The 26385-nt window shown below is 65.8% G+C and carries 21 protein-coding genes; 11 read left to right on the forward strand and 10 right to left on the reverse strand.

Annotated elements, in window-relative coordinates; all coding sequences use genetic code 11:
- The coding region (locus WAW17_RS27100; RefSeq protein WP_422335952.1) for a DUF4185 domain-containing protein at positions 1 to 1140 on the forward strand (1140 nt) is incomplete at its 5' end.
- Here WAW17_RS27100 and WAW17_RS27105 read toward each other — a convergent pair.
- From WAW17_RS27105 to WAW17_RS27130, 6 genes are all read right to left on the reverse strand, one after another.
- Positions 1137 to 2231, reverse strand: coding sequence for a sulfate/molybdate ABC transporter ATP-binding protein (locus tag WAW17_RS27105; RefSeq protein WP_422335953.1), 1095 nt, complete (start codon positions 2229 to 2231; stop codon positions 1137 to 1139). The genes WAW17_RS27100 and WAW17_RS27105 overlap by 4 nt on opposite strands.
- Positions 2228 to 3034, reverse strand: a complete 807-nt coding sequence (locus WAW17_RS27110; protein ID WP_422335954.1) for an ABC transporter permease — start codon at positions 3032 to 3034, stop codon at positions 2228 to 2230. Before WAW17_RS27110 ends, WAW17_RS27105 begins: the two co-directional genes overlap by 4 nt.
- Positions 3031 to 3783: a molybdate ABC transporter substrate-binding protein gene (gene modA, locus WAW17_RS27115; protein WP_422335955.1), complete on the reverse strand. Its 753-nt coding sequence runs from the start codon at positions 3781 to 3783 to the stop codon at positions 3031 to 3033. The genes WAW17_RS27110 and modA overlap by 4 nt, the downstream gene beginning before the upstream one ends.
- Positions 3780 to 4202 carry a TOBE domain-containing protein gene (locus WAW17_RS27120; protein WP_422335972.1) on the reverse strand — a complete coding sequence of 141 codons (423 nt, stop codon included), beginning with the start codon at positions 4200 to 4202 and terminating at the stop codon, positions 3780 to 3782. Before WAW17_RS27120 ends, modA begins: the two co-directional genes overlap by 4 nt.
- An 18-nt stretch (positions 4203 to 4220) precedes the next feature.
- A complete protein-coding gene (locus tag WAW17_RS27125) occupies positions 4221 to 8345 on the reverse strand; it encodes a molybdopterin-dependent oxidoreductase (protein ID WP_422335956.1) in 4125 nt (1374 codons plus the stop codon).
- A 261-nt stretch (positions 8346 to 8606) separates the two neighbouring features.
- The gene (locus WAW17_RS27130) at positions 8607 to 10058 is read right to left on the reverse strand and encodes a CCA tRNA nucleotidyltransferase (protein ID WP_422335957.1); all 1452 of its coding nucleotides are present in this window, start codon (positions 10056 to 10058) and stop codon (positions 8607 to 8609) included.
- A gap of 74 nt (positions 10059 to 10132) precedes the next feature.
- Here WAW17_RS27130 and WAW17_RS27135 point away from each other — a divergent pair, with 74 nt between their 5' ends.
- The 5 genes from WAW17_RS27135 to WAW17_RS27155 all read left to right on the forward strand — a co-directional run bounded on the left by WAW17_RS27135 (position 10133) and on the right by WAW17_RS27155 (position 18226).
- Positions 10133 to 10678, forward strand: a complete 546-nt coding sequence (locus WAW17_RS27135; protein ID WP_422335958.1) for an NUDIX hydrolase — start codon at positions 10133 to 10135, stop codon at positions 10676 to 10678.
- A gap of 2 nt (positions 10679 to 10680) precedes the next feature.
- Positions 10681 to 13062, forward strand: coding sequence for a DUF6049 family protein (locus WAW17_RS27140; protein ID WP_422335959.1), 2382 nt, complete (start codon positions 10681 to 10683; stop codon positions 13060 to 13062).
- Entirely contained in the window at positions 13059 to 16841 is a 3783-nt protein-coding gene (murJ, locus tag WAW17_RS27145; RefSeq protein ID WP_422335960.1) for a murein biosynthesis integral membrane protein MurJ, read from the forward strand. Before WAW17_RS27140 ends, murJ begins: the two co-directional genes overlap by 4 nt.
- Positions 16842 to 16855: 14 nt before the next feature.
- Entirely contained in the window at positions 16856 to 17440 is a 585-nt protein-coding gene (gene sigM / locus WAW17_RS27150) for an RNA polymerase sigma factor SigM (protein ID WP_422335961.1), read from the forward strand.
- 69 nt (positions 17441 to 17509) lie between these two features.
- Positions 17510 to 18226 (forward strand): hypothetical protein, encoded by a 717-nt coding sequence (locus tag WAW17_RS27155; protein WP_422335962.1) that lies wholly within the window; start codon positions 17510 to 17512, stop codon positions 18224 to 18226.
- Between the two features lie 17 nt (positions 18227 to 18243).
- On the opposite strand, the gene WAW17_RS27160 is transcribed toward WAW17_RS27155, so the two are convergent.
- Positions 18244 to 18810, reverse strand: coding sequence for a helix-turn-helix domain-containing protein (locus WAW17_RS27160; protein WP_422335963.1), 567 nt, complete (start codon positions 18808 to 18810; stop codon positions 18244 to 18246).
- Between the two features lie 111 nt (positions 18811 to 18921).
- Here WAW17_RS27160 and WAW17_RS27165 point away from each other — a divergent pair, with 111 nt between their 5' ends.
- The 5 genes from WAW17_RS27165 (at position 18922) to WAW17_RS27185 (ending at position 23908) form a co-directional block, all read left to right on the forward strand.
- Positions 18922 to 19893 (forward strand): NAD-dependent epimerase/dehydratase family protein, encoded by a 972-nt coding sequence (locus WAW17_RS27165; RefSeq protein WP_422335964.1) that lies wholly within the window; start codon positions 18922 to 18924, stop codon positions 19891 to 19893.
- A 33-nt stretch (positions 19894 to 19926) separates the two neighbouring features.
- Positions 19927 to 21150, forward strand: a complete 1224-nt coding sequence (locus tag WAW17_RS27170; RefSeq protein ID WP_422335965.1) for an NADH:flavin oxidoreductase — start codon at positions 19927 to 19929, stop codon at positions 21148 to 21150.
- A 50-nt stretch (positions 21151 to 21200) separates the two neighbouring features.
- The gene (gene trxB / locus WAW17_RS27175; protein ID WP_422335966.1) at positions 21201 to 22184 is read left to right on the forward strand and encodes a thioredoxin-disulfide reductase; all 984 of its coding nucleotides are present in this window, start codon (positions 21201 to 21203) and stop codon (positions 22182 to 22184) included.
- 57 nt (positions 22185 to 22241) lie between these two features.
- Positions 22242 to 22565: a thioredoxin gene (gene trxA, locus WAW17_RS27180; protein ID WP_422335967.1), complete on the forward strand. Its 324-nt coding sequence runs from the start codon at positions 22242 to 22244 to the stop codon at positions 22563 to 22565.
- Positions 22566 to 22708: 143 nt separating this feature from the next.
- A complete protein-coding gene (locus WAW17_RS27185) occupies positions 22709 to 23908 on the forward strand; it encodes an N-acetylmuramoyl-L-alanine amidase (RefSeq protein ID WP_422335968.1) in 1200 nt (399 codons plus the stop codon).
- A 20-nt stretch (positions 23909 to 23928) separates the two neighbouring features.
- On the opposite strand, the gene WAW17_RS27190 is transcribed toward WAW17_RS27185, so the two are convergent.
- From WAW17_RS27190 to WAW17_RS27200, 3 genes are all read right to left on the reverse strand, one after another.
- Positions 23929 to 24639: a GNAT family N-acetyltransferase gene (locus WAW17_RS27190; RefSeq protein ID WP_422335969.1), complete on the reverse strand. Its 711-nt coding sequence runs from the start codon at positions 24637 to 24639 to the stop codon at positions 23929 to 23931.
- Between the two features lie 35 nt (positions 24640 to 24674).
- Positions 24675 to 25736 (reverse strand): ParB/RepB/Spo0J family partition protein, encoded by a 1062-nt coding sequence (locus WAW17_RS27195; RefSeq protein WP_422335970.1) that lies wholly within the window; start codon positions 25734 to 25736, stop codon positions 24675 to 24677.
- Positions 25733 to 26385: ParA family protein (locus tag WAW17_RS27200; RefSeq protein ID WP_422335971.1), on the reverse strand; the 653-nt coding region annotated here is incomplete at its 5' end. The genes WAW17_RS27200 and WAW17_RS27195, both read right to left, overlap by 4 nt.

Here is a 26385-nt window from a genome sequence, read left to right on the forward strand (position 1 = left end):
TCGGGGTCGAGTGTGCTTCCGGAGATCCGTCTCGATCTGCAACCGGAGACCATTCCGATCCCCGTTCCAGGTGGCCCCGGCCCCGACCCTCAGCCGAAACCCCCGATCGAGATCAACCCCGCGGAGCAAGGTTCCCTGACCCCGGCCATCGGGACTCCCGCCGTCGACGGCGTCCGGCTGGTCTCTCAGCTCACCGGTCGCGGGTCGGAGAACCGCACCGACAAGCGATGGCAGGTGGACGGAACCGACCTCGGCATCACGTGGGAGACCGAGCCCGGCGAGGTGGCGATCGCATTCGGCGACACCTTCGGCAAGGACTGGGCGCCGCCCGGCGCCTGGGGTGAGGACTGGCGGAGCAATGTTCTCGGCCACAGCACCGACACCGACCTGTCCGACGGCATGACCATCGACAGCATGGTCCAGGACAGCCGCTGTCACGCGGCCGAGATCATCGACAGCCGGCACGTGAAGAACTTCGAGACCACCACGATCCCCACCTCCGGGTTCGCGATCGGCGACCGCCAGTACCTCAGCTACATGTCGGTGAAACGGTGGAGCGTCGTGCCCGGCATGTGGTACACGAACTACGGCGGCATCGCCTACTCCGATGACAACGGGCAGACCTGGACCAAGGACCAGCATGCCAAGTGGGAGAACATCTTCGGTCTCGGCCGGTTCCAGGTGGCGGCGATGGTTCCGCAGGGCGACTACGTGTACATGTTCGGCACACCCAACGGTCGGATCGGCCAGATCGGTCTGGCCCGGGTGCCCACGGACCAGCTGCTCAACACCAGTTCGTACCAGTACTGGTCGGGCGGAACGTGGGTTCCGGTGGTCGAACATCTCGCGACGCCGCTCGTCGCGGGAGTCGCCAGCGAGTTGTCCGTCCGCTACGACCCGTCGTCCGAGACGTGGCTGATGAGTTACCTCGAACCCATCGGCGGGAAGATCATCCTGCGGCGGTCCGCGAGCCCGCAGGGAGTGTGGTCGGACGGAGCGACCCTCGTCGACACCGCCGACTACCCGAAGGCGTACGGCGGCTTCATCCATCCGTGGTCCACGGACAAGGATCTGTACTTCACGATGTCCGAATGGGACAGCTACAACGTCTATCTGATGCACGCCGGCCTGGGCGGTTAGCCGGTCCGCACCGCATGCAGGGCCACCTCGGTGGCCTTGACGACGAAGAACACGTCGAGGCCGGGCACCAGGTCGAGTTCCGCCACGGACGACGCCGTAACATCGGCGCTCAGGTCGAGGCGTCCACCCTCCTCGCTTGCGAGTACCCGCACCGTGGGGCCGCGCACCTCGATCTCCGTGATGGTGACCCGAAAGACGTTGCGCGGGCTTCCTTCCGGCGGACGGCGGTGAACAGCCACCGAGTGCGGCGCGAACACCGCCACCGCAGGCGATCCCGGCACGAAATCGGCGTCGGGCAGTCCGTGCATCCGCTCGCCCGTCTCCGTCTGGAAGCCGCCCTCCACGACGAAAACGGGCACGAGATTGAGTCCTGCGATCCGCGCCGCGAAGGCGCTGCGCGGATGGGTGAGAACGTCACGGACGGAACCGGATTCGACCACCCTGCCGAACTCCACGACGATGACCCGGTCGGCCAGCGCGAGAGCGTCGAGAACATCGTGGGTGACCACCACAGCCGTCCGATCACCTTCGCGCAGCACCCGCCGCAGCAGCACCCGCACGGCCGGGGCCGCGGACACATCCAGTGCTGCCATCGGCTCGTCGAGCAACAACGCTTCCGGCTCGGCGGCGAGTGCCCGTGCCACCGCTACCCGCTGGGCCTGCCCACCCGATAACTCGTGGGGACGGCGGTCCGCAAACTCCGTGGCATCCACCGCGTCCAGCCACTTCTCTGCGACCTCGCGTGCGGCCCGGCGTCCGCGGCCGGCGCTGAGCGGGCCGAATGCGACGTTGGCGGTCACGGTGAGGTGTGGAAACAACAACGCCTGCTGCGCAAGAAGGGCGATGCCGCGCCGGTGCGACGGAACGAATGTTCCCGCGGCGGTGTCGGTGAGAACGCGTCCGTTCAGTTCCACCCGACCGATGTTCGGACGGACGAGCCCCGACACCACCGAGAGCAGCGTCGACTTGCCGGCTCCGTTCGGGCCGAGAACGGCGAGCACCCCGCCCTCCTCGAGGTCGAACCCCACCTCGACTCCGCGCGCATCCACCCGTGCCTGCACCCTCAGCCCGCCGGCTCCCGGTTCCGTCAAGACGCAACCCTCGAGCCCCAGCCGCGGGAGCCCACCACGATCACCACGGCAACCACCACCAGCACCAGCGACAACGCTACCGCTGCATCGGCATCCGATTCGCGCTGGAGGTAGATCTCCAGCGGCAGCGTCCGGGTCACTCCCTCCAGGCTGCCCGCGAACGTCAGGGTGGCCCCGAACTCGCCGAGTGCCCGCGCGAACGAGAGCACCGCACCCGACACCAGCCCGGGCAGGACGAGGGGAAGAGTCACTCGCCGGAACACGGTGGTGGGGCCGGCACCGAGCGTCGCGGCGACGTGCTCGTACCGGCGGCCGGCGGTGCGCAATGCACCCTCGAGACTCACCACCAGGAAGGGGAGTGCCACGAACGTCTGCGCGAGCACGACGGCGGTGGTCGTGAAGGCGATGTGGATGCCCGCCACCTCGAGATGCTGCCCGATCAGGCCCCTCCTGCCGAACGTATAGAGCAGGGCGATACCGCCGACGACGGGCGGGAGAACCAGAGGCAGAAGCACCATCGCCCGCAGCACGTGCAGTCCCGGGGCATTGCTGCGTGCGAGCACCGCTGCCATAGGCACGCCGAGGAGGATGCACAGCAGGGTGCTGGCGGCTGCGGTGCGCAGGCTCAGTCCCAGTGCCGCCACGGATGATTCGGAGGTGATCAGCGAGACGAAGCGAGTCCAGTCGACCGTGGTCAGCATCGCGAACAGGGGCAGCACCACGAACAACCCGCCGACCGCCGCCGGAACGTAGATCCAGACCGGAAGGCCGGACGGAATGCGGGCGGAGCGGGTTCGGATCATGGCGTCACGAACCCCGCGTCCGCGAGCACCGCTCGTCCCTCGCTGCCGGTGACGAGATCGACGAATCTTCGGGCTGCTTCCCTGTTGCCCGAATTCGACAACACCGCAATGGGATAGTTGTTGACCGCATCCTCGGACTCGGGGAACGACACGGCAGTCACCTCGTCACCGGCTCCCGCGGCATCCGTGACGTAAACCAGGCCCGCGTCCGCCTGCCCCGACGTCACCTTGTTCAGCACATCGGTGACCGACGATTCCTCGCTCACCGGCGAGAGTCCCACACCCGCTGCGGTTTCCACCCTCCGGGTAGCCGCGCCGCAGGGCACCTGCGGTGCACACGTGACCACCAGTGTGCCCTCACGGTTCAGATCGGCGAGAGAACCGACTCCCTTCGGATTACCCGGAGCGACGACGATGGTGAGCGTGTTGGCCGCGAAGTCCACGGGGCTGCCGTCCACCAGTCCGGCCTCCACCACCTTCGCCATGTTGGCGGCGTCGGCGGAGGCGTAAACGTTCGCCGGCGCACCCTGGTTCAGCTGGGCCGCCAGATCGGAGGACCCGGCGAAGCTGAACCCGATCCGGGATCCCGGGTTCTCGCGCTCATAGATCTTCCCGATCTCGGTGAAGGTGTGCTGCAGCGACGCCGCCGCGAAGACGGTGATCTCGGGGCCCGAGGTGCCGTCGTCGGTGGCACACCCCGTCAGCACGAGGCCGAGAACCGCGGCCGAAGCGGCCGTGCGCCTGTTCACGCCTCCGCCCGCGGCGTCTCGACTATCACGGTGGTCGACTTCACGACCGCGACAGCCACCGTGCCGATCTCGAGACCCAGGTCCCGGACGGCCTCACTGGACATCAGCGACACCACACGAAACGGTCCGCATTGCATCTCGACCTGGGCCATCACCTTGTCCGTCACCACTCGGGTGACGATGCCCGTGAACCGGTTACGCGCCGAGGACTCGGACCCGAGCAGGTCGGGAGACTTGGCGGAATTGTTCCGCGCGAATGGCGCGAGCACTGCTCCGGCGATCACCTTGCGTCCCGATTCGTCCTTCTCCGCGGCCAGACTCCCGTTGTCGACCCAGCGCCGGACGGTGTCGTCGCTGACACCGAGAAGTTCGGCGGCCTGCCGAATTCGAATACGCGTTTGCGTCACAAATCGGAGTATAGATCCGTGTCTGCGGAATCAATAGATGTCCCGCACGTACCGCTTGTCGGCAGCCAACTGCTTCAGGTACAGCTCGGTGTCCTCGTCGTCGAGGCGACCGTGGGTGCGGATCACCTCACGGAGCGTCTCGTCCACGTCCTTCGCCATGCGGCTGGCGTCACCGCACACGTAGAAGTGGGCACCCTCCTGGAGCCAGCCCCACAGCTTGGCGCCGTGTTCGCGGATCCGGTCCTGTACGTAGATCTTCTGGCGCTGATCTCGCGAGAACGCGACGTCGAATCGGGTGAGGAATCCGTCGCGCACCATCGATTCCATCTCTTCGCGGTAGTAGAAATCGGTGGCTTCGTGTTGCTCGCCGAAGAACAACCAGTTCCTCCCGGTGTGGCCCAACTCCCGTCTCTCGTGCAGGAACCCCCGGAAGGGCGCGATACCGGTACCGGGGCCCACCATGATCATCGGCGCGTCGGAAGACCGCGGCGGCCGGAAGTGCACGGACCTCTGGACGAAGATCGGCACATCGGCATCGTCGCAGTGGTCTGCGAGAAACGTCGAGCACACTCCCGCACGTTCCTTGCCGTCGTGGTTGTACCGCACTGCCGACACGGTCAGCTGAACCTCCGCCGGATCCACCTTGGGGCTCGACGAGATCGAGTACAACCTGGGCTGCAGCCGCCCCAGCACACCGAGCCACTCATGGGTGTCGGCGCGAACGTTGTGCTCGGACAGCACGTCCATCGATTGCCTGCCCCACAACCACTGCTGTAACGCAATCTTGTTCTGCGGACGCATCAACCGCGCGAGCTCGGGGTCGTGGTTGCGGCTCTGGACGAATCGCAGAAGCTCGGGAGTCACCTTGGTGATCTCGAGCTTGCTGCGCAGCGCCTCACGCAGCGACATCTCGGGCAGATCGGACAGTGTCACCGGCACGTCCGGCTTCAGCCCGGTCACCTTCAGCCACTCGTCCACAACCGCGTCACTATTGGTGGGCCACACCCCGAGCGCGTCGCCGCTCTCGTAGGAGAATTCCGGATCACTCACCTCGAATCCGAACTGTCGCACGTCCTTCGAAGATCCCGACGCACTGAGGGGGACGTTCTTGGTCAACCGGGTCACCAGTGGTGACTTACGGGTGAAGGTGGCCGCCTTCTTCACCGCGAGCCGAGTGTGCACGGGTACCGCCGGAGGGGTACCGCCCCCCTCGTCGTCCCGTTCCCGAACCAGCCGCTGAACCGTCGTCAGCCACTCGCGGGCCTGATCCTCGTAGTCCGGTTCACAGTCCACGCGGTCGATCAGCCGGGTGGCCTCGAGCTGCTCGAGCCGGGCATCGAGGCGTCTGCCGTGACCGCAGAAGTCGTTGTAGCTCGAGTCTCCGAAAGCCAATACCGCATAGCGGGTTTGCGGCAACTTCGGTGCAGCGTCGCTACTGAGGGCGTTCCAGAAGGTGCTCCCGTTGTCGGGTGCGTCGCCGTCCCCGAACGTGCTGGTGATGATCAGGAGATCGCGGACGCCGGTGAGCATCTCGACGTCATAGTCGTCCATGCTGATCAGCTGCGCGCCGTGACCGGCGGCCTGCAACTGTTCGGCGCACTCCGCGGCGAAATCCTCGGCATTGCCGGTCTGCGACGCCCACACCACCAGCACGGGTTGCCGGACGGAGTCAACGCTCGACGCGTCTGCAGCGGCCGGCACGGAGTCGCGGGAGAACAGACCGGCGAGAAGTCCGTCGAGCCACACCCGCTTGGATCCGGAGATCGGCGCGCTGCGGGGGAGGACCGGAACACCGTCGATCCCGGTAGATTTCAAGCCCGACAGAAGACCCGCAAGATACATACGTTCGTGTTCGTCGAAACTCGGTGCCGCAGCGTTGTCCAGACCCAGGATGCGGCTCAACTCGGCTGCAGGCGAACCCGACACCTGAATGTCCGACGATACGATCTCCGGCACTGTCGGTTCCGTTACCGGCGCCACGCGGGTCAGTGACACGGCACACGCCTTGAACTCCGGCTGAAAGGATGCCGGATCGACGGCGTCGTTGGTGACCGCGTTGATGCTGAGGTACTCGCCGAACGCGTCGTTCCAGTGGAAGGGGGCGAAACAACCACCGGCCAGCACCCGGTCGCTGACCACTGCGGGAAGGACGGCGCGGCCACGCCTCGACGCCACTTCCACCTTGTCGCCGTTCGAAATCGTAAGGCGCTGTGCATCAACGGGATTGATTTCGACGAACGGACCGGAGTTCAGCTTGTTCAGCTTGGCGATCTTGCCGGTCTTCGTCATCGTGTGCCACTGGTGCTGTAACCGTCCGGTGTTGAGAACGAACGGGTAATCGTCGTCGGGCATCTCGGCGGGCAGCATGTGCGGGCGCGGGAAGAACACCGCCCTGCCGTTCGGCGTCGCGAAGGCGAGGCTGGGGAGAGAACCGTCCGGCGCCGCCAGCAGATTCTGACTGACGCCGTCGTTGAGGTAGCGGATGGGATTCCGGTCGCTCCGGTTACCCGGCGGGCTGGGCCACTGCACCGGGGTTTCGCGCAGACGGTCGTAGCTGATACCGCGAAGGTCGTAGCCGGTCTTGGGATTCCACGTCTTCTTGATCTCCTCGAAGACCTCCTCCGACGACGCGTACGAGAAGGCATCCGCATAGCCCATCTCGCACGCGACGCGGGCGATGATCTGCCAGTCCGGCAAGGCCTGACCGACGGGGTCGACGGCCTGCTGCAGCAACGTCAGGTTGCGCTCGGAGTTGATCATCACCGAATCCGACTCGGCCCACAGGGCGCCAGGCAGCAGAATGTCGGCGTACCCGTTGGTCTCCGTCTCGAGGAACACGTCCTGCGTGATCACCAGTTCGGCGGCCTCGAGTCCTTCGATCACCGTGCGCCGGTTGGCCACCGATGCAACCGGATTGGTGCAGATGATCCAGCAGGCCTTGATCCTTCCCGCCACCATCTGCTCGAACATGTCGACCGTCCCGGAGCCGACCTCGGTGCGGATACTGCCCTTCGGCAGTTCCCACAGACCCTCGATGAACGCCCGATCGTCGTCCACGAGCACCGACCGCTGTCCGGGCAGGCCTGGACCCATGTATCCCATCTCGCGGCCGCCCATGGCATTGGGCTGGCCGGTGAGGGAGAACGGTCCGCTCCCGGGCCGGCAGATCGCTCCGGTGGCGAGGTGCAGGTTGCAGATCGCATTGGTGTTCCAGGTGCCGTGGGTGCTCTGGTTGAGACCCATCGTCCAGCACGTCATCCACTCCGCGGCCTCACCGATCCACTGCGCCGCCTGCCGGATGTCGGCCTCGGGGATACCGGTGATCTCGGCGACCTTCGACGGGGTGTAGTCCTCGAGGAACTCCGGCATCACCTCCCAGCCCTCGGTGAACTCGGCGATGAACTGCGGGTCGGTATGACCGCTACGCACCAACAGGTGCAGCAGGCCGTTGAGCAGTGCCAGGTCGGTTCCCGGAGTGATCTGCAGGAACAGATCCGCCCTGTCGGCCGTGCCGTTGCGCCGCGGATCCACCACGATCAGCTTGGCCCCGGCCTTCACCCGGTCCATGAGGCGCAGGAACAGGATGGGATGACAATCCGCCATGTTCGCGCCGATCACGAAGAACACGTCGGCCTTGTCGAAGTCCTGATACGACCCCGGCGGGCCATCCGCACCCAGTGACTGCTTGTATCCCGTCCCGGCACTGGCCATGCACAGCCGCGAGTTGGACTCGATCTGGTTGGTGCCGACAAAGCCCTTCGCCAGCTTGGTGATCAGGTACTGCGCTTCGATCGACATCTGGCCCGAAACATAGAACGACAGCGCGTCGGGGCCGTTCCGGTCGAGCTGCTCCTTCAGCCGGCGCGCCGTCTCGCTGATCGCCACATCGACGTCGACGGAGGTGGGGGCCTCGCCGCGCTGGTCCCGCAGGTAACCGGTGTCCATGCGACCCCCCGCCACCAGCATCTCGGCACTCGTCGCCCCCTTGGTGCAGAGCCGACCGAAATTGGTGGGATGCTCCTTGTCACCCGAGGCCCCGAGTACTCGTCGCGAACCCGTGTCCGGATCTACTCCCACCTCGAGGACCATGCCGCAGCCGACACCGCAGTATGAGCAGGCAGTCTTGACGACGGAAGTACTCGCTTTCTGCTGCATCGACCACTCCTCACTGCCCGGCCACTGCCTGTCCGCCCAGCGAACGACCCACTCTCAATGCTGCGGGTAGACGTGTTTCGTCGGGATTAACCCCCGTGAGCGTTCGGTGACGTCTCTCGCACGGACCACAGGAAATGGTGGTGAGTCCTCGGCAACACGAAACTTGTCGGTTGTCGAATGCATGTTCGATTGCCACCGGAGCCTCTTCATCGGTGACGACAGGGCACCCGTACGTCGTGCCCCCGAAAGGGATTGATTCCGTTACTTCTTCTGAGCAGCCCACCACGACAACAGTTCGGCCTCCGCCTCGTCCCGGCTGAGGGGTCCGCGATCGAGACGGAGTTCCTTGAGGTACTGCCATGCCTTGCCCACCTCGGGGCCGGGCTGGATGCCGAGGAGTTCCATGATCGCGTTGCCGTCGAGGTCGGGCCGCACTCGGGCCAGGTCTTCCTGTTCCGCGATCCGGGCGATCCGCTCTTCGATGTCGTCGTAGGTGGCCTGCAGGGCCGCCGCCCGGCGCTTGTTGCGGGTGGTGCAGTCGGCGCGCACCAATTTGTGCAGACGCGGCAGCAGCGGCCCGGCATCGGACACGTACCGGCGGACCGCCGAATCGGTCCACTGACCCTTGCCGTACCCGTGGAAGCGCAGGTGCAGGAACACCAGTTGGGATACGTCGTCCACCATCTGCTTCGAGTACTTGAGAGCCCGCATCCGCTTGCGGACCATCTTCGCTCCGACCACCTCATGATGATGGAAGCTGACGCCACCAGCCGGTTCGTTGCGTTTGGTGTCCGGCTTGCCGATATCGTGGAGCAGAGCAGCCCACCTCAACACGAGGTCGGGGTCACCGTCCTCGAGTCCGATGGCCTGCTTCAGCACGGTCAGCGAATGCCAGTACACGTCCTTGTGCTGGTGGTGTTCGTCGATCTCGAGTTTCATCGCCGGTACCTCGGGCAGCACCCGATCGGCCAGGCCGGTATCGCACATCACGTTGATGCCTTCGATGGGGAATTCGCCGAGGATCAACTTGTCCAGTTCGGTACGGACCCGCTCCGCGGTGATCCGGTCGATCTGCCCGGCCATCTCGACGATGGCCTGGTGCACTCGCTCATGGAGGGTGAAACCCAGCTGAGATATGAAGCGTGCCGCCCGCAACATGCGGAGCGGATCGTCATTGAAAGAGTTCTCGGGCGCCGACGGGGTATCGAGCACGCCGGCGAGCAGCGCATCCATCCCACCCAGCGGGTCGACGAAGGTCAGCGCTCCGTCCGCGCCGATCTTCACCGCCATCGCATTGACCGTGAAGTCCCGCCGGACCAGATCGTCTTCGAGACTTTCCCCGAACTGGACGATGGGATTACGCGACACCCGGTCGTACGCATCCGCCCGGTACGTGGTGATCTCGATCTGCTCGTTGCCCTTGACGGCACTGACCGTTCCGAAATCGATGCCCGTATCCCACTGGTGGTCGACCCAGCCCGACAACAGCCTCTGCACTTCTTCCGGCCGGGCGTCGGTCGTGAAGTCGAGGTCGGTTCCGAGCCGTCCCAGAACCGCGTCCCGGACGCTGCCGCCCACCAGATACAACTCGTGGCCCGCCGCCGCGAACTTCGCACCGAGCGGCGTCAGGACGTCGGACAGCTCGCCCAGCGTCACCGCGGCACCGGCAAGAAGTCGGGTACGGCGCTCGTCGTCGAGAGAAGGGGCAGTCACGTCGAAGGAGCTTACCGACGGGGCTCCCGTGCGGCATTCAGGTGGATGCCGCGACGCCAACTACTATCGATGGGGTGTCTGCTGCCGAACGTGCGAACAGGAGTCGCCGCAACGCGCGGCGACGCGGCGCAGTCGGCAAACCGGCGAAACCCCACATGAGAACGGTGCGGGAAACCTCGGCCGGCGGTCTGGTCGTCGACGGCCTCGACGGGCCACAGGAGAAGCTGTGCGCCGCCCTCATCGGCCGAACCGACCGGCGAGGACGACTGCTCTGGTCGCTGCCGAAGGGTCACATCGAGCAGGGGGAGACACCCGAGCAGACCGCGATACGCGAGGTCGAAGAGGAGACGGGCATCCGGGGCTCGGTCCTCGCCTCGCTGGGCAGCATCGACTACTGGTTCGTCACCGACGGCCGGCGCATCCACAAAACCGTCCACCACTACCTGCTCCGATACCTCGGTGGCGAACTGTCGGACGAAGACGTCGAAGTGACCGAGGTAGCGTGGGTGCCGCTCGAGGAGCTGGGATCCCGCCTGGCCTACGCAGATGAACGGAAACTCGCAGAAATCGCCGGTGATTTGATCGCCAAGATGCTCCAGAAGGGGTCCGACGCCGGATGAGGATGGCTTTGCGTCGGATCTGCGCCGCGTCATTGACCGCACTCGCGGTCGTTCTGGCCCCCGCCGGCACCGGTCTCGCTACAGCGCAGGAACCGGTACCCCCGGAGAGTGCTGGAAGTCAGACGGTCGAGCGCGAACCGGAGTTCCTCGAACTGCACATCGACAAGGTCACCCCCGACACCGTCTCCACCACCAGTGAACCGTTCGTCACGGTCGCGGGGTCGGTGAAGAACGTCGGCGATCGCACGGTCGAGGATGTCAGCGTGCGGCTACAGCGCGCCCCCGCCGTGGCGAGCAGCACCGGCCTGCGAACCGCCCTCACCCTCGATCAGGCCCGGTTCGACACGGTCGGCATGTTCGACACGGTTGCGGGCAGGCTGGCCGAGGGACAGAGCAAACAGTTCACCCTGTCGCTTCCGCTGCGGTCCGATACCGGCGTCTCCCTCGATATCACCGAGCCCGGGGTCTACCCGCTGATGCTGAACGTGAACGGCACACCCGAGTACGGGGGAGCCGCACGTCTCGACGAAGCCCGCTTCCTGCTTCCCGTGTTCGGAGTGCCGGGAGATCCGGCCGTTCCTCCCGACATCTCGAGTCCCGTGGGGATGACGGTGTTGTGGCCGCTGGCCGACGAACCGCGCCTCGCACCCGGCTTCCCGGGGTCGCTGACCGAGAGCGTCCGTCTCCTCGACGACGATCTCGCGACCTCACTGGACTCGGGTGGCCGGCTCGACGGGCTGTTGGCGGCCGCCGAGTTCGCCACCCGCGAGAGTGTGGACCGGGACCATGCCCTCCGGAACGGCATGTGCCTCGCGGTCGATCCCGATCTGCTGATCACCGTCCAGAACATGGCCCGCGGTTACCTCGTGGTCGACGACCCCGCCGATACCGCGGGTTCGGCGCACGAGGGAACGGGCCGAGAGGCCGCCGTCCGATGGCTCGAGCGCGCACGAGCGCTCGCGGCGTCCATGTGCACCACGTCGGTACCGTTCGCCCAGGCGGACCTCGCCGCCCTCGCCGCTGTCGGGAATCCTCAACTCGCCACCACCGCGCTCGAATCGCCCGCGGTCATCGTGGACACCATTCTCGGGGTCCAGTCCGTGCAGAACTTCGTGTGGAGCGACGCGGGAGTGCTCGACGATGCCACCGCTCGTGAATTACGAGGAGCCGAACCCACCACCGCATTGGTCGCCGCCAACTCCGTCGACACCGACGTATCGCGGGACAGCGCACACCTCATCGAAGCCACTGCGGTCCCGGCGGCGGACGGAGATACTCCGGACACCGCTGACGGAACCCGGACCGACGTCGGCAGTGTGGACGCCCTGCTGTTCGATCCGTCGGTGGGCGCGGCCCTCGCCGCAGTCGGGACGAATCCGCAGACCCCCTCCTACACTCCCGAATCCGTGCGGTTCGACCTGTCCGGTGACTCGTCGACCGCTCGTCTCCAGGATGCGCTGGGCGCCCTGTCCTGGTCTGCTCTCGAGCCTGCGATCGCCCGCGCCGCGGGTACCCCGCGCTCACTGGTGGTGGTTCCGCCGCAACTGTGGACTGCGAGCCCGAACGAGGCCAAGGCAGTGCTCTCGACCGTGTCCTCCCTGATGAGGTCGGGTCTGGCCACAGCGCGGCCACTTCCCACCCTGCTGGGGCGTCAACCGGGAACCCCGCTGATCGCCTCGCTCGACTACCCCGACCAGGCCGTCGAGGACGGCGTTCCCCACCGCATCCGCGAGGCCGCCGGCGAGCAGGCCCCCCGCATCGAAGCGCTCCGGACGGCGCTCGTGGACGACCCGCAAGCGCAGCTGACACCGGAACTCTTCACGGCGCCACTCCGCGAGGACCTTGTACGCTCGCTCAGCCTGGCACACCGCCGCGACCACGATCGCCGAGCCGCCGAGAAGGCCGCCGAAAATCGGACTCGCGCAGTCACCGGGACCATGGACGAGCTGTTCGACTCGGTCACCGTGGTCTCTCCGGGCGGCGTCTACACGCTGGCGTCGGAACAGAGCCCGCTGCTGCTGGTCGCGCGGAACGATCTCCCGGTCGGCATCACCGTGCAGCTCCACGTCGATGCGCCCCCGGGGATGAAGATCACCGACATCGGGCCCACCCAGCTCCCTCCCCGCGGCAGCCGGACCCTCACGGTTCCGACCGAGGCCGACGACTCACGGAAGGTGTTCGTCGAGTTCGCTCTGACCACCGCCGATGGACAGCGACTCGGTGAGCCGACCAGCGTGACGGTACGGTCCAACGCGTACGGGCAGGCATTGGCGATACTGACAGCGTGCGCAGGGGCCATGCTGCTGTTTCTCGCCGGCCGCCGGCTGTGGCATCGATTCCGCGGCCAGCCGGACCGAGCTGATGAAGGGTACGAACTTCCATGAATCCCGACCGCTCCCATCCACGGGTCGCACCGTGGGAGCGTGACCACTGGGCACGTGAGGTCCGGCCCGACGAAGCTCCCACGGTCCAGTTCGCCGCGATCCGGATCGACCCGGAACCGCCGCCGGTCAAGGACTCGGGCCCGTCCACGGCTCCGCAGAAGCAGACGAATTCCCGGCTGCTGGCGTCCACCGGTTCCATCGCGATCGCGACGCTCGTCAGCCGCATCACGGGGTTCGCCAAGCAACTTCTGGTCCTGACGCTGCTCGGTGGTTCGGTGGCCAGCTCGTTCACCGTCGCGAGTCAGATCCCCAACATGATCTCCGAGCTCGTGCTGGGAGCGGTGCTCACCGCAATCGTCGTTCCCGTGCTGGTGCGCGCGGAACGGGAGGATCCCGATCAGGGTGCCGCCTTCGTGCGCCGGCTGTTCACCGCGACCTGTGTACTGCTCGGGACCGCCGCCCTGCTCGCCACGGCGGCGGCTCCGGTACTCACCACCCACGTGTTCCTGTCCGACGACGGCAAGGTCAACACGTCCCTCACCACAGCCCTGTCCTTTCTCCTGCTGCCCGCGATCCTCTTCTATGGCCTGTCTGCGCTGCTCACAGCGATTCTCAACACCAGGCAGGTGTTCAAACCCGGGGCCTGGGCTCCGGTACTGAACAACATCGTGATGCTCACCGTCCTGGCGATCTTCTACCTGACACCAGGGGAGATCACTCTCGATCCCGTCCGGATGAGCGATCCGAAACTGCTGATCCTGGGTGTCGGTGTCACGCTCGGTGTGGTCACGCAGGCCATGAGCCTGGTGCCGGCCATTCGCCGTGAGGGCATCTCCCTGCGACCACTGTGGGGACTCGACGATCGCCTCAAGCAGTTCGGTGGCATGGCCGTCGCGATCATCCTGTACGTCCTGATCAGCCAGATCGGCATGATCGTCGCAACCCGGATCTCCTCCCAAGCGGACGCCGCGGGTCCCGCGATCTACAACAACGCGTGGCTGCTTCTGCAGCTGCCCTACGGCGTGCTCGGCGTGACGGTGCTCACCGCGATCATGCCGCGACTGAGCCGCAATGCCGCCGCCGACGACACCCCTGCCGTCGTCGACGACCTCTCGGTGGCCACGCGTCTGACGATGATCGCCCTGGTCCCGATCATCACGTTCCTCACCTTCGCCGGACCCGAAGTCGGTCAGGCGCTGTACGGGTACGGCAACTTCGGGTCGGGAGACGCCGACCGCCTCGGTCAGGCGGTCAGCTGGTCTGCGTTCACCCTCATTCCGTACTCGCTGGTGCTCATCCACCTTCGGGTCTTCTACGCGCGTGAGCAGGCCTGGACACCGACCTGGATCGTGCTCGGTATCACCACGGTCAAGATCGCTTTGTCGTCCCTCACCCCGCTGCTCGCGTCGAGCGACGACCAGGTCGTGATCCTGCTCGGAGCCGCGAACGGCCTCGGGTACATCACCGGCGCCCTCATCGGCGGGTTCCTGCTGCACCGGAGTCTCGGCAATCTGCGGATGGCCAACGTCGGCAAGACGGTGTGGGTGGTGGTTCTCGCCTCGCTCGCGGGCGCGGGTGCCATGCTCGGCGCCGAACGGTTGCTGAAACTGGACCGGCTCACCACACTCTTCGGTGGACCGGGGTCCATGGCGCGGGTTGCCATCAGCGGCATCCTGATGCTCGTCGTCACCTTCGTCATCCTCTGGTTCGCGAAGATTCCCGAAGTCAGATCCGTCACCGTCGCGGTCACCCGCAAGATCCGTGCACTTCGCGGTAGCACCGGCACACCGGAGCCCCAGTCCGATCCTCTCGCCGAGGCCGAGACCGAACTGATTCCCGTCGTCCGCGCTGCTCCGAGTGGTCTCCCGTACCCTGGACACGAGCGGGTCGGACCGCCGCCCGGAACTGGTCGGAGTTGGGCGTTCGAAAGTGAAGGAGTGAGGGTGAGCGACGACGACGTTGCCGGCAGGAAGAATGCCGGAGGCTCCACGGTGCAAGCGTCCGAACGTGATTCGGCCGTACCATCGAACGGCGTCGACGCATCCACCGGTCCGGACGAGACGACTCGGATCGAGTCGGAGCCGCCCGTCGCCGAGCCCTCGGCGAACCCTCGACTCGAGAAGTCCGAGAACCGCCCGATGGGCGCTGCTCCGAGCCACGATCCCAGCTTCGACACCGGCGTGATCCCGATCACACCCGGCCCCGGACGTACGCCCGACGGCGAGCCGCGCCGTACTCCTCGCGGCCCCAAGCTCATTCCGGGTGCCTCCGTCGCCGGCGGTCGTTACCGCCTCCTCACTCCGCACGGCGGTTCCCGTGGCCTGCAGTTCTGGCAGGCGCTCGATGTCAAACTCGATCGCGAAGTGGCACTCACCTTCGTCGACGCCGAACAGCGCGCCACCTCGGCAGGTCCGGAAGGCCCGCAGGCCATCCTGTCCCGCACACTGCGCCTGGGCCGGATCAATTCGCCCGGGCTCGCACGTGTCCTGGACGTCGTGCGAGGCAGCTCCGGTGGCATCGTGGTCGCCGAGTGGACACCCGGCCGATCACTGCGGGAGATGGCTGACACCAAGCCGTCTCCGATCGGTGCCGCCCGCGCCATCCGCGCCCTGGCCTCCGCCGCGGAGACCGCCCACCGCGCCGGAGGGGCACTGTCCATCGACCACCCCGACCGCGTTCGTATCAGCATCAACGGTGACGCCGTCCTGGCCTTCCCGGCCACCCTCGCCGACTCCGATTCCAGCTCGGACGTGCGGGGGCTGGGCGCCATGCTCTACGCACTCATCACCGCCCGCTGGCCGCTGGGAGACCCGTCGGCACCCGCCGGTGCGCCGCTTCCCGGGAGCGTCGGCGGCATGCGGCTCGCCGACCGTGATTCCAACGGGCAACCGATCGGGCCGCGGGTCATCCGGCCGGAAGTCCCGTTCGAGATCTCGGCCGTCGCTCTGCGTTCCCTCGAACCCAACGGTGGAATCCGCACCGCCGCCACGGTGCAGCACATTCTCGACCAGGCGTCGGTGGTCAACGAGAAAACCGAATACATTCCCGCACTGCGACTCGGCCAGCGACCTGCCGGTGCGCCCGGTCATGCCCTCGACGACCCCGAGGCGATCGAGGCCGAGAAGAAGAAATCCAACCGAATGATCGCCGCGCTCGTCGGGCTCGCCGTCGTGACCATCATCGTCCTGGCGCTTCTCGGCTTCTGGCTCGCGACGTTCCTCACCGGCAGCAGTTCCGACGCGCCCCTCACCGAGCAGGACTTCGGGCTCACCACTTCGGCCGAGGCGCCCCCCGCGGAAGGTGGTGCAACGCCCGCCCCCGTGGCGCCCGCCTCGAACGTCGTGCCCGTCAAACCGTCTGCGGTCACGGTGTTCTCTCCACAGGGCACACCCGACTCCGCCGCAAACGCCCGGCTGGCCATCGACGGAAACCCGGCAACCCTCTGGAGTACCGACACGTACTTCCAGGCCTTTCCCGCTCTCAAGAACGGTGTCGGCCTGATGGTCGCGTTCGACGAGCCCATCACCCTGGCGAACGTGCGCATCAACTCGCCGACCCCGGGCACCGACGTCGAGATCCGCAGTGCCCCGTCGGACAACCCCACCCTGGACCAGACCCGGGTGATCGGCGCGCAGGTCGTCGGGGGCAGCGTCACCACCATTCCCGTGAAGTCGGAGGGGTCCACCAAGAATGTTCTGGTGTGGATCACCGGGTTGGGCAATTCCGGCGGCAAGAATCAATCGTCCATCGCGGACATCGAATTCAACGCCACGAAGTGAGTTAACATTCGCCGGTGCGAATCTTCGGGGGGATCGCCGAGGGCGAGCGGGTGCCCTCGGACGTCGATTTGCTGTCGGCCCATGTCGCCGGTGATCCTCATGCCTTCGCAACGCTTCTGGGCAGGCATTACGACCACCTGTGGCACGTCGCGCGACGCACCAGTTACTCCGCCGAGGACGCTGCGGACGCCCTTCAGGAAGCCCTGCTCTCCGCACATCGCACGGCCGGATCGTTCCGCCGGGACGCGGCCGTCCGGAGCTGGCTGCACACCATCGTCGTCAACGCGTGCCTCGACCGAATCCGCAGGAACAAGGCGCGCCCGGCATTCTCGCTGTCGGCCGATGACGACGAACCTCGCGACACCCGCGACTACGTCTCCGAAGTGGAACTGAACCTCGTGGTCGAACGAGCCCTCGCATCGCTGCCCGCGGAGCAGCGGGCGGCGATCATCGCCGTCGATCTCGAGGGGCACTCGACCAGTGAGGCCGCCCGACTCCTCGGTGTCCCCGAAGGCACCGTGAAAAGCCGCTGCGCCCGGGGCCGCAAGAAACTTGCCGCGACTCTCGAGTATTTCCGGGAAGCGGGGAACCGATCATGATGCCGGAGCGTCAAAACCAGATAGGCGTGCACAGGTGTTCGGATCGAGACGTTCGGGTGAGGAGGATCGATGGCCGGCCGTAACAGCGACCCTTCCGGTAACGACCTGCCGACGCCGCCCTACTCCGACGACCTGCTGGCCGACCTACATGCCGGAGTTCTCCCCGAGTCGGTCAGTGAACGGCTCTGGCCACTCGTCCACCGCGATCCGCGCGCCATGGACACCATCGCCGCGCTCGACAAGGTCACCGATCAGCTCCGTGCGCTCGGCCGCGACCATTCGGTCGAAACGCCGATCCCCCCGGACGTCGCCGCCCGGATCAACAGCGCACTGGCCGAGTCCGCCGCTCCGGAATACGCCGCTGCGCCACTCGGTCGCCGGAAGCGGTGGGCAGCCGTCGCTGCCGGCACCTGCGCGGCTGCAGCGGCCTTGGTCGTCGCCCTCGCCGTCGTCACACCGAACGATCAAGAACCGCTCGAGACCGACACACCGGCAACGGCTCTCGATCTGGGCGGCGAGTTGGAGCGCGGACAGGTGCTCACACTCATCGGGTCCACGGAGCTCGGCCCGCTGACCGATCCTGGGATTCTCGCAGAATGCCTCCAGGCCAACGGGATCGAAGAATCGCGGACACTGCTCGGGTCCGGCGAGGTACGGCTCGACGGAGTTCCGGGGGTCCTGCTTCTGTTCGCCGGCCCTCGGCCACCGCAGATCACCGCCCTGGTGGTGGGCACCGACTGCCGTGCCGGTAATCCCGCCACACTGACTGTTGATGAGATCGGCTGAGCAGAAGGAGATTTCGCTCATGTCTTCCCGGCCACCGGTAACAGTAGCTCGAGGATTGTGGCCCGCAATTCCGGTGTGTCGTCCTCCACTGCAATCAGACTGGTGAACATCGCGGCTCCGGCCGCGAGCACGAGCACTGCTCGCGGCGTGTTCAACTCGGCCTCTTCTGCCGAGTCGTCTTTTGCGAACAGTCGCGCACTCGGATCGCTGAAGCCGCGCCACAGAGCCTTTCGGAGATCGTCGTGATCACGTATCGCTGCCAGCAGGCCTGGAGTCGCTGCCCGCACCTCCGGCCGGGAGAACAGTTCGGCGCTGCCGGTCACCACCCAGCGGATCCAGCCTTCGCGATCGGTGCCCTCGAACGGGCTGAGGTCCGGCGTCGTCCCCAGGATCGCGTCGAGCACGAGATGCGCCTTCGATGGCCACCGCCTCGTGATCGATGCCCTACTCACACCGGATCGGGAGGCGATGGCCCGCATGCTGAGGCCGTCCCATCCCGATTCCACGAGCATGGCGCGGGTGACCGCCAATACATCGGTGTCGATCCGGGGGTCACGGGGACGCCCACTTCCTGTCGCATTCATTACTGGAATTGTGGGACAGAAGTGCCCGCCTCGCTATATATTCGCATTATTACGAGTCCACTGGCACCGTAATTCCATTACAGGGACGATTCGACCACACAGGACGGGTACATGAAGATCGCGGTCACCGGCGGAACCGGGTACGTGGGTGCCCACACCACGATGGCTCTACTCGCGGACGGACACAGCGTGCGGCTACTGGTCCTTCCCACCGAATCTGCCGACAGCCTGCTGCTGGCCGCCGGACCGGCCGCGTCCCGGATCGAGCAGATTACAGGGGACATCCGGGATCCGGCCGTGGTGGCACAACTGCTGGACGGGTGCGACGCCCTGCTGCACGGAGCCGGGGTGGTGGGCACCGACGATCGGCGCGAGCAACTGATGTGGGAGGTCAACACCGAGGCCACCACCACGATCCTCACCCGGGCGGCGTTCCTGGGCATGGACCCGATCGTGCACGTCGCAAGCTTCAGCGCACTGTTTCCCTCATCCGATCCGGTAATCGGACCCGACAGCCCCACCGCAGCCGGGCGCAGCGCGTACGGTCGTACCAAGGCCGCCGCAGACCGGGTCGCCCGCGCACTGCAGGACGCCGGCGCCCCCGTCGTCATCACCTACCCGACCAGCGTCGTAGGGCCCGGACTCTGCAACACGAAGGGCGTCACCGAGCTGGGGTGGGGGGCGATCGTCGGCGGCGGGGTAGCGCCCCGCATGGACGGAGCAATGCAGATGATCGATGTCCGCGATGTCGCCGAGGTCCATGCTGCCGTGATGCAACACGGCCGAGGTCCCCGCAGATACGTGTGCGGCGGCCAGCTGATCGACTTCAACGAGCTCATCGACATCCTAGAGCGTGCCTCCGGCCGGAAGATCCGTCGTATTCCGCTGTCGGGAACTGCTTTTCGCGCGTTCGGACGCGCTGCGGACGTCATCGGCACATTCACACCGCTCAGTGCCGGCCTGAGTTACGAAGCAGCGTGGCTACTCACGTCCGCCACACCCACCGACGATTCGCGAACCCGCGAGGAACTCGGCCTCACCTGGCGGTCCGCGCGCGACGCGCTGGCCGCAACCTTTGCCTGAGTACGTTCACCCCTTCATTCGAAAGCAGAACTGATGACCGTTCCAGAACCCCGGCGCACCGCGTGGGAGCCCACCCGCCTCGGACCCATCACCCTCCGTAATCGCATCGTCAAGGCCGCCACCTTCGAAGGCGTCATGCCGCGGGGCCGGGTCACCGACGAGCTCGTCGAATTCCATGCCGAGGTGGCGCGCGGCGGTGCCGCACTGACCACCGTCGCGTACTGCGCGGTCGCGCCCGGCGGACGCGTCCACTCCAACACCCTCGTGCTCGACAAGCAACGAGTTCCGGACCTGCGCCGTCTGACGGACGCGGTCCACGCCGAGGGTGGCAAGGCCGCAGCTCAGATCGGTCACGCCGGACTGGTGGCGAACACCCTGTCCAACCGCACCAAGACCCTGGCGCCGTCCACCCGAATCAGCGCCCCTGCGATGGGGCTGGTGAAGGGCGCAACCACCGACGAGCTCGACGCAGTGACCCAGGACTTCGGGGATGCCGCGCGCAACGCAGTGGAGGCGGGTTTCGACGCCATCGAGGTGCATCTCGGCCACAACTACCTCCTCAGCTCGTTCATGAGCCCCAACCTGAACAAGCGGAAGGACCAGTACGGCGGCAGCGTCGAGAAGCGTGCGTCCTTCCCGCGCCGGGTACTCGAACGGGTGCGGCAGTCGGCCGGTGACTCCGTGGCGGTTACCGCGAAGTTCAACATGACCGACGGCGTTCCCAAGGGACTGTGGCTCGACGAGAGCCTGCTCATCGCTCAGCTCATCGAGTCGGACGGGCACATCGACGCGATGCAGCTCACCGGTGGAAGCTCGCTGCTCAACGGCATGTACTTCTTCCGCGGAGAGGTACCGTTGGCCGAAATGATCGCGGTACAACCGAAATTGGTGGGATACGGACTCAAGTTCTACGGCCCCCACCTCTTCCCCACCTACCCATTCGAGGAGGCGTTCTTCCTTCCGATGGCCCGGCAGTTCCGCGAGGCGCTGTCCCTGCCGCTCATCCTGCTCGGCGGCATCAATCGCATGGACACCATCGATCATGCGCTCGACGAGGGCTTCGAGTTCGTCGCGATGGCCCGGGCCCTGCTCCGTGATCCCTACCTCGTCGACAAGCTCCGAACGGAGCGGATGTCCGAAGGACTCTGCATACACTGCAACAAATGCATGCCCACCATCTACACCGGCACTCGCTGCGTCATCCGGGAGGCGCTTCGCGACGGGTATCACCAACAGGCCGGGAACAACACGCTTTAGTCTGGTGTTGACTCGATACGACTCAGCTCCCTCACTACTGGAAGGCCCGCATGACCACTCCATCGACGGTTCATGAACTCATCATCGTTGGTTCGGGACCTGCCGGATACACCGCAGCGATCTACGCCGCGCGGGCGGAACTCGAACCCCTGGTGTTCGAGGGAACGCAGTTCGGTGGTGCTCTCATGACCACCACGGAGGTCGAGAACTTCCCCGGGTTCCGCGAGGGCATCATGGGCCCCGACCTGATGGACGAGATGCGTGAGCAAGCCAAGCGGTTCGGTGCCGATATCCGCACCGAGGACGTCGAAGAACTCGACCTGACCGGACCGATCAAGAAGGTCGTGGTCGGCGACACCACCTACCAGTCCCACGCCGTGATCCTGGCGATGGGTGCTGCGGCCCGCTACCTGGGCATTCCCGGCGAGGACACTCTGCTGGGCCGTGGTGTCAGCGCCTGCGCCACCTGTGACGGATTCTTCTTCCGCGATCAGGACATCGTCGTTGTCGGCGGCGGCGACTCCGCCATGGAAGAGGCCACCTTCCTCACGCGCTTCGCCCGCAGTGTCACTCTGGTGCACCGCCGCGAGGAGTTCCGTGCCTCGCGCATCATGCTCGAGCGTGCCAAGGCCAACGAGAAGATACGATTCCTGACCAATGCCGAGCCCGTCGAGGTCCTGGGCAAGAACAGCGTCACCGGCCTCGTGGTCCGCGACACCGTCACCGGCGAGAAGTCCACCCTCGACGTCACCGGCATGTTCGTCGCCGTCGGCCACGATCCTCGCAGTGCACTGGTCAAGGGTCAGGTCGACCTGGACGACGCCGGCTACGTGCGGGTGCAGTCACCTACCACGGCCACGACCCTGGACGGCGTGTTCGCCGCCGGTGATCTGGTGGATCACACGTACCGTCAGGCGATCACCGCTGCCGGCACCGGGTGTTCCGCGGCGATCGACGCCGAGCGCTGGCTCGCCGAGCGTGGCGACATCACTGCCAACACCATCGCCGCCGCCGGCCAGTCCGTCGACGCCTGAGTTCCGGTGCACCTGAGTAAGCCAGATCAACACTGATCACAATCAAAGGGAGTTCCCGTGTCGAACACCGTCACCATTACCGATGATTCGTTCAAGCAGGACGTCCTGGCCAGCGACAAGCCGGTCCTGGTCGATTTCTGGGCCACGTGGTGCGGCCCCTGCAAGATGATCGCTCCGGTTCTCGAGGAAATCGCCGGCGAGTACAGCGACAAGATCACCATCGCCAAGCTCGACATCGACGCCAACCCGGCCGCCGCCCGGGACTTCCAGGTCATGTCGATCCCCACGCTGATTCTCTTCAAGGACGGCAAGCCGATCAACACGATCGTCGGGAGCAAAGGCAAGGCGGCCCTGCTGAAGGAACTGTCGGCCGTTCTCTGATCTATATCCGAACACCCTCCGCGATTCCCGTTTTTATGGGAATCTCTGAGACAATCGATCGATGTGCCCCTGTTGCATCTGGACCGGGCACATCGATCGACTCGTTTGAGAAGCCCGTGATTCAAACTGAGAGGCCACGAAATATGCACCGACTCCGTCGCGGCGACCATGGTCCGGCCGTCGCTGAGATTCGGGGCACTCTGGCCAGTCTCGGATTCCTGCACAACGGGGCGGCCGACACCCGGCGGGAGACCATCAACGGTTCACATTGGATCGCCCCTGACGCGGTGTTCGATCACCACCTCGACAGCGCGGTACGCGCTTTCCAGCAGCAACGTGGGATCCTCGTCGACGGAATCGTCGGCCCCGCCACGTACCGGTCCATGAAGGAGGCGTCGTACCGGCTGGGCGCCCGCACCCTGATCTATCAGCTGTCGGCGCCGCTCTACGGTGACGACGTCGCAACGCTGCAGACACGACTTCAGGATCTTGGCTTCTACACCGGCCGCGTCGACGGCTACTTCGGTCCTCAGACCCACGAGTCGCTGTCATCGTTCCAACGGGAAATCGGTATCGCCGCTGACGGCATCTGCGGTCCCGCGACACTACGGTCCCTGGAATTGCTCGGTACCCGGGTCACCGGTGGTTCCCCACACGCCATGAGCGAAGAAGAACTCGTGCGACGCTCCGGCCCGCAGTTGAGTGGAAAACGGATCGTCATCGATCCCGGGCTCGGTGGCAACGACCACGGCACCATCGTCCACACGCCCTACGGCACCTTGTCCGAGGCGGAGATCCTCTGGGATCTGGCCAGTCGGCTCGAGGGACGAATGGCCGCCACCGGCATGGAGACATTCCTGTCCCGGCCGCATCACGCCAACCCATCCGACGGGGAACGATCCTCCACATCCAACGCGTTCGACGCCGACCTCATGATCTCGCTGCGCTGCGACAGCAATTCCAGCCCCGCCGCGAGCGGCGTCGCCAGTTTCCACTTCGGCAACTCCCACGGCTCCACGTCGATGATCGGGCAGGTTCTCACCGGCTTCATCCAACGTGAGATCGTCGCCCGTACGCCATTACAGGACTGCCGCACCCACGGGCGCACTTGGGATCTGCTGCGTTTGACGAACATGCCGACCGTGCAGATCGATCTCGGATACCTCACCAACGAATCGGATGCGGCAGTCCTCGCCAATCCACGTGCACGGGACGCAATCGCGGAAGCCATCCTGATCTCTGTGAAGCGCCTCTACCTCCTGGGGCAGGACGATCAGCCGACCGGCACGTTCACGTTCGCTGAATTGCTCGCCGAAGAGTTATCGGCTGCCGAACGTTCATAGGTACCACCGGGTCGTCACGCTCAGCGCACTCCTACCGGCGTGCGCTCACCGATCTCCACCATGCTGATCGAGGCGGACTTCAGTAGTCGCTCGAGGGCTGCTTCCACATCCTCCTTCCACTCGTGATCCCGGTGCAACTCGAGTCGCAGCCGCGGGAACCGGTGGTGGGGAGCGACTATCTCGAAGCCATTGGCCTCGAGAAGCTCCACGGGAATCATGCACTCCTCGGGGGAACATTCTCGTGCCGCGGTGGCCGCCGCGACAGCGGCGTTCGCAGAATCGGCAGCGTCCACGTCCGCGTCATCGGACTTGCGGATGCCGAACGCCTCCAGCGCGCGGACGCCCCGCCGCACCAGATCGGACACCACAGCCTGGATCAACGGGGTGCCCAGATTCTGTTCCTCACCGGCAGGCTCGAGTCGCAAGCTGGTGAGCAGTACCGCGTCGGCCCCGACAGGCGCTGTCGGGAACAGTTGAGCCCGCGGCACGGTACGCGGAGGGGCGTACAGCGCGCTACCCACGGGCTTACCGTCCATGACCGCTACCTGACCACACGATCCCCACTCGAGCAGGACCATCGAGAGCCAGGCTTCCTTTTCGAATTCTTGATCGAGGGATCCTCGTGAACTGTGGACAGCCGCCGGGTCCATCTCCCAGAAGACGCATCGCCGGGCGTGGGCGGAAAGCTTGTCCAGACCGTCGAGTGTAAGCGATGTGATGTGAGTCGACACTGGCTAACTCAGCCTCCGTATATCACTACCGCGCATCATTCGGCTCTCTGTGCCTCCATCATCCCAACAATCCGTTGCAGATCGTCGACCGAGCCGAACTCCACCACGATCTTGCCTTTTCGCTTCCCGAGGCTGACCGTCACCCGGGTGTCGAACGAATCGGACAACCGCTCGGCTACCTCCTGCAGTCCGGGCATCTGGATCGGCCTGCGACGTTGTGCCGTCTGTGTGGACTGATCGTCGCTGCGGTTCGCCAATGTGACCGCTTCTTCCGTCGCACGTACCGACATGCCCTCGGCGACTATGCGAGCCGCCATCACCTCTTGAGCGTCGGCGCCTGCCTCCAGTGACAACAGCGCGCGGGCATGTCCCGCTGACAGCACTCCGGCCGCGACCCGCCTCTGCACGGGAATCGGCAACTTCAGCAGTCGGATCATGTTGGTCACGACCGGACGCGACCGGCCGATCTTCGCGGCCAGTTCCTCGTGAGTGACCTCGAACTCTTCGAGCAGCTGCTGATAGGCCGCGGCTTCCTCGAGCGGATTCAGCTGGACCCGGTGGATGTTCTCCAAGAGTGCGTCTCGAAGCATCGCCTCATCGTCCGTTTCGCGGACGATCGCGGGTATGGTCTCGATCCCTGCTTCCTGGCTCGCGCGCAGTCGCCGTTCACCCATGACGAGCTGGAACTTGCCGTCCGCGATCGGGCGCACCACGATCGGCTGCATCAGTCCGAACTCGCGGATCGAGTGGACGAGTTCCGCCAGAGCCTCTTCGTCGAAGACTTGACGTGGCTGCTTGGGATTGCGTTCGATCAGGTCCGGCGCGATCTCCAGGTACACGGCCCCGGCGGGGGAGGGGAGGGGCTGGCCGCTGTCGTCGCCCGGACCGGCGCTTCCCGTGACGGTTGCCTTGCTGTCACGACCAGACGGGCTGTCACCATCAGACGGGCTCGGTGTGGGGACCGTCAGAACACTGCGCCGATCGGCTCCGATCACGACGTCCGCGGCCGCGCTACCGAGCCCCGGACCCGCTGCCGGGCCGGTCGGAATGAGTGCGGCCAGTCCTCGGCCAAGTCCACCCTTACGTGTCTGACTCATCTCTGCTCCTGCTTCTCGCTCCGTGCAGAGCGTGCGGCGAGTTCCCGCCCCGCATCGAGGTAACTCATTGCGCCCCGTGATCCGGGATCGTAATCCAGCACAGTCATCCCGTAGCCGGGCGCTTCCGACACCTTCACACTGCGAGGAATGACGGCACGCAGCACTACGTCACCGAAGTGGCTACGAACCTCTTCCGCCACCTGGTCGGCCAGCTTCGTGCGCCCGTCGTACATCGTGAGGAGCACGGTCGAGACGTGGAGGTCGGGGTTGAGATGCGCCTGCACCAGTTCGATATTGCGAAGAAGCTGTCCCACACCTTCCAGTGCGTAGTACTCGCACTGAATGGGGATCAGTACCTCTTTGGCCGCCACCATCGCGTTGACCGTCAACAAGCCGAGAGAAGGCGGGCAGTCGATGAGAATGAAGTCCACGTCGATGCCGGCGAGTGCCTTCTCCGACAACGCACCCTTGAGTCGTCCCTCCCTGGCAACCATCGAGACCAATTCGATCTCCGCGCCCGCCAGGTCAATGGTCGCGGGAATGCAGAACAGCCGGTCGCTGTGCGGGCTCTTCTGGATCGCTTCGGCGGCGGTCACCTCTCCGAGGAGGAGCTCGTAGCTCGAGGGAACGCCGGACTGGTGCGCGACAC

It is taken from the genome of Rhodococcus sp. (in: high G+C Gram-positive bacteria) (assembly GCF_049286785.1).
Lineage (GTDB): Bacteria > Actinomycetota > Actinomycetes > Mycobacteriales > Mycobacteriaceae > Rhodococcus_F.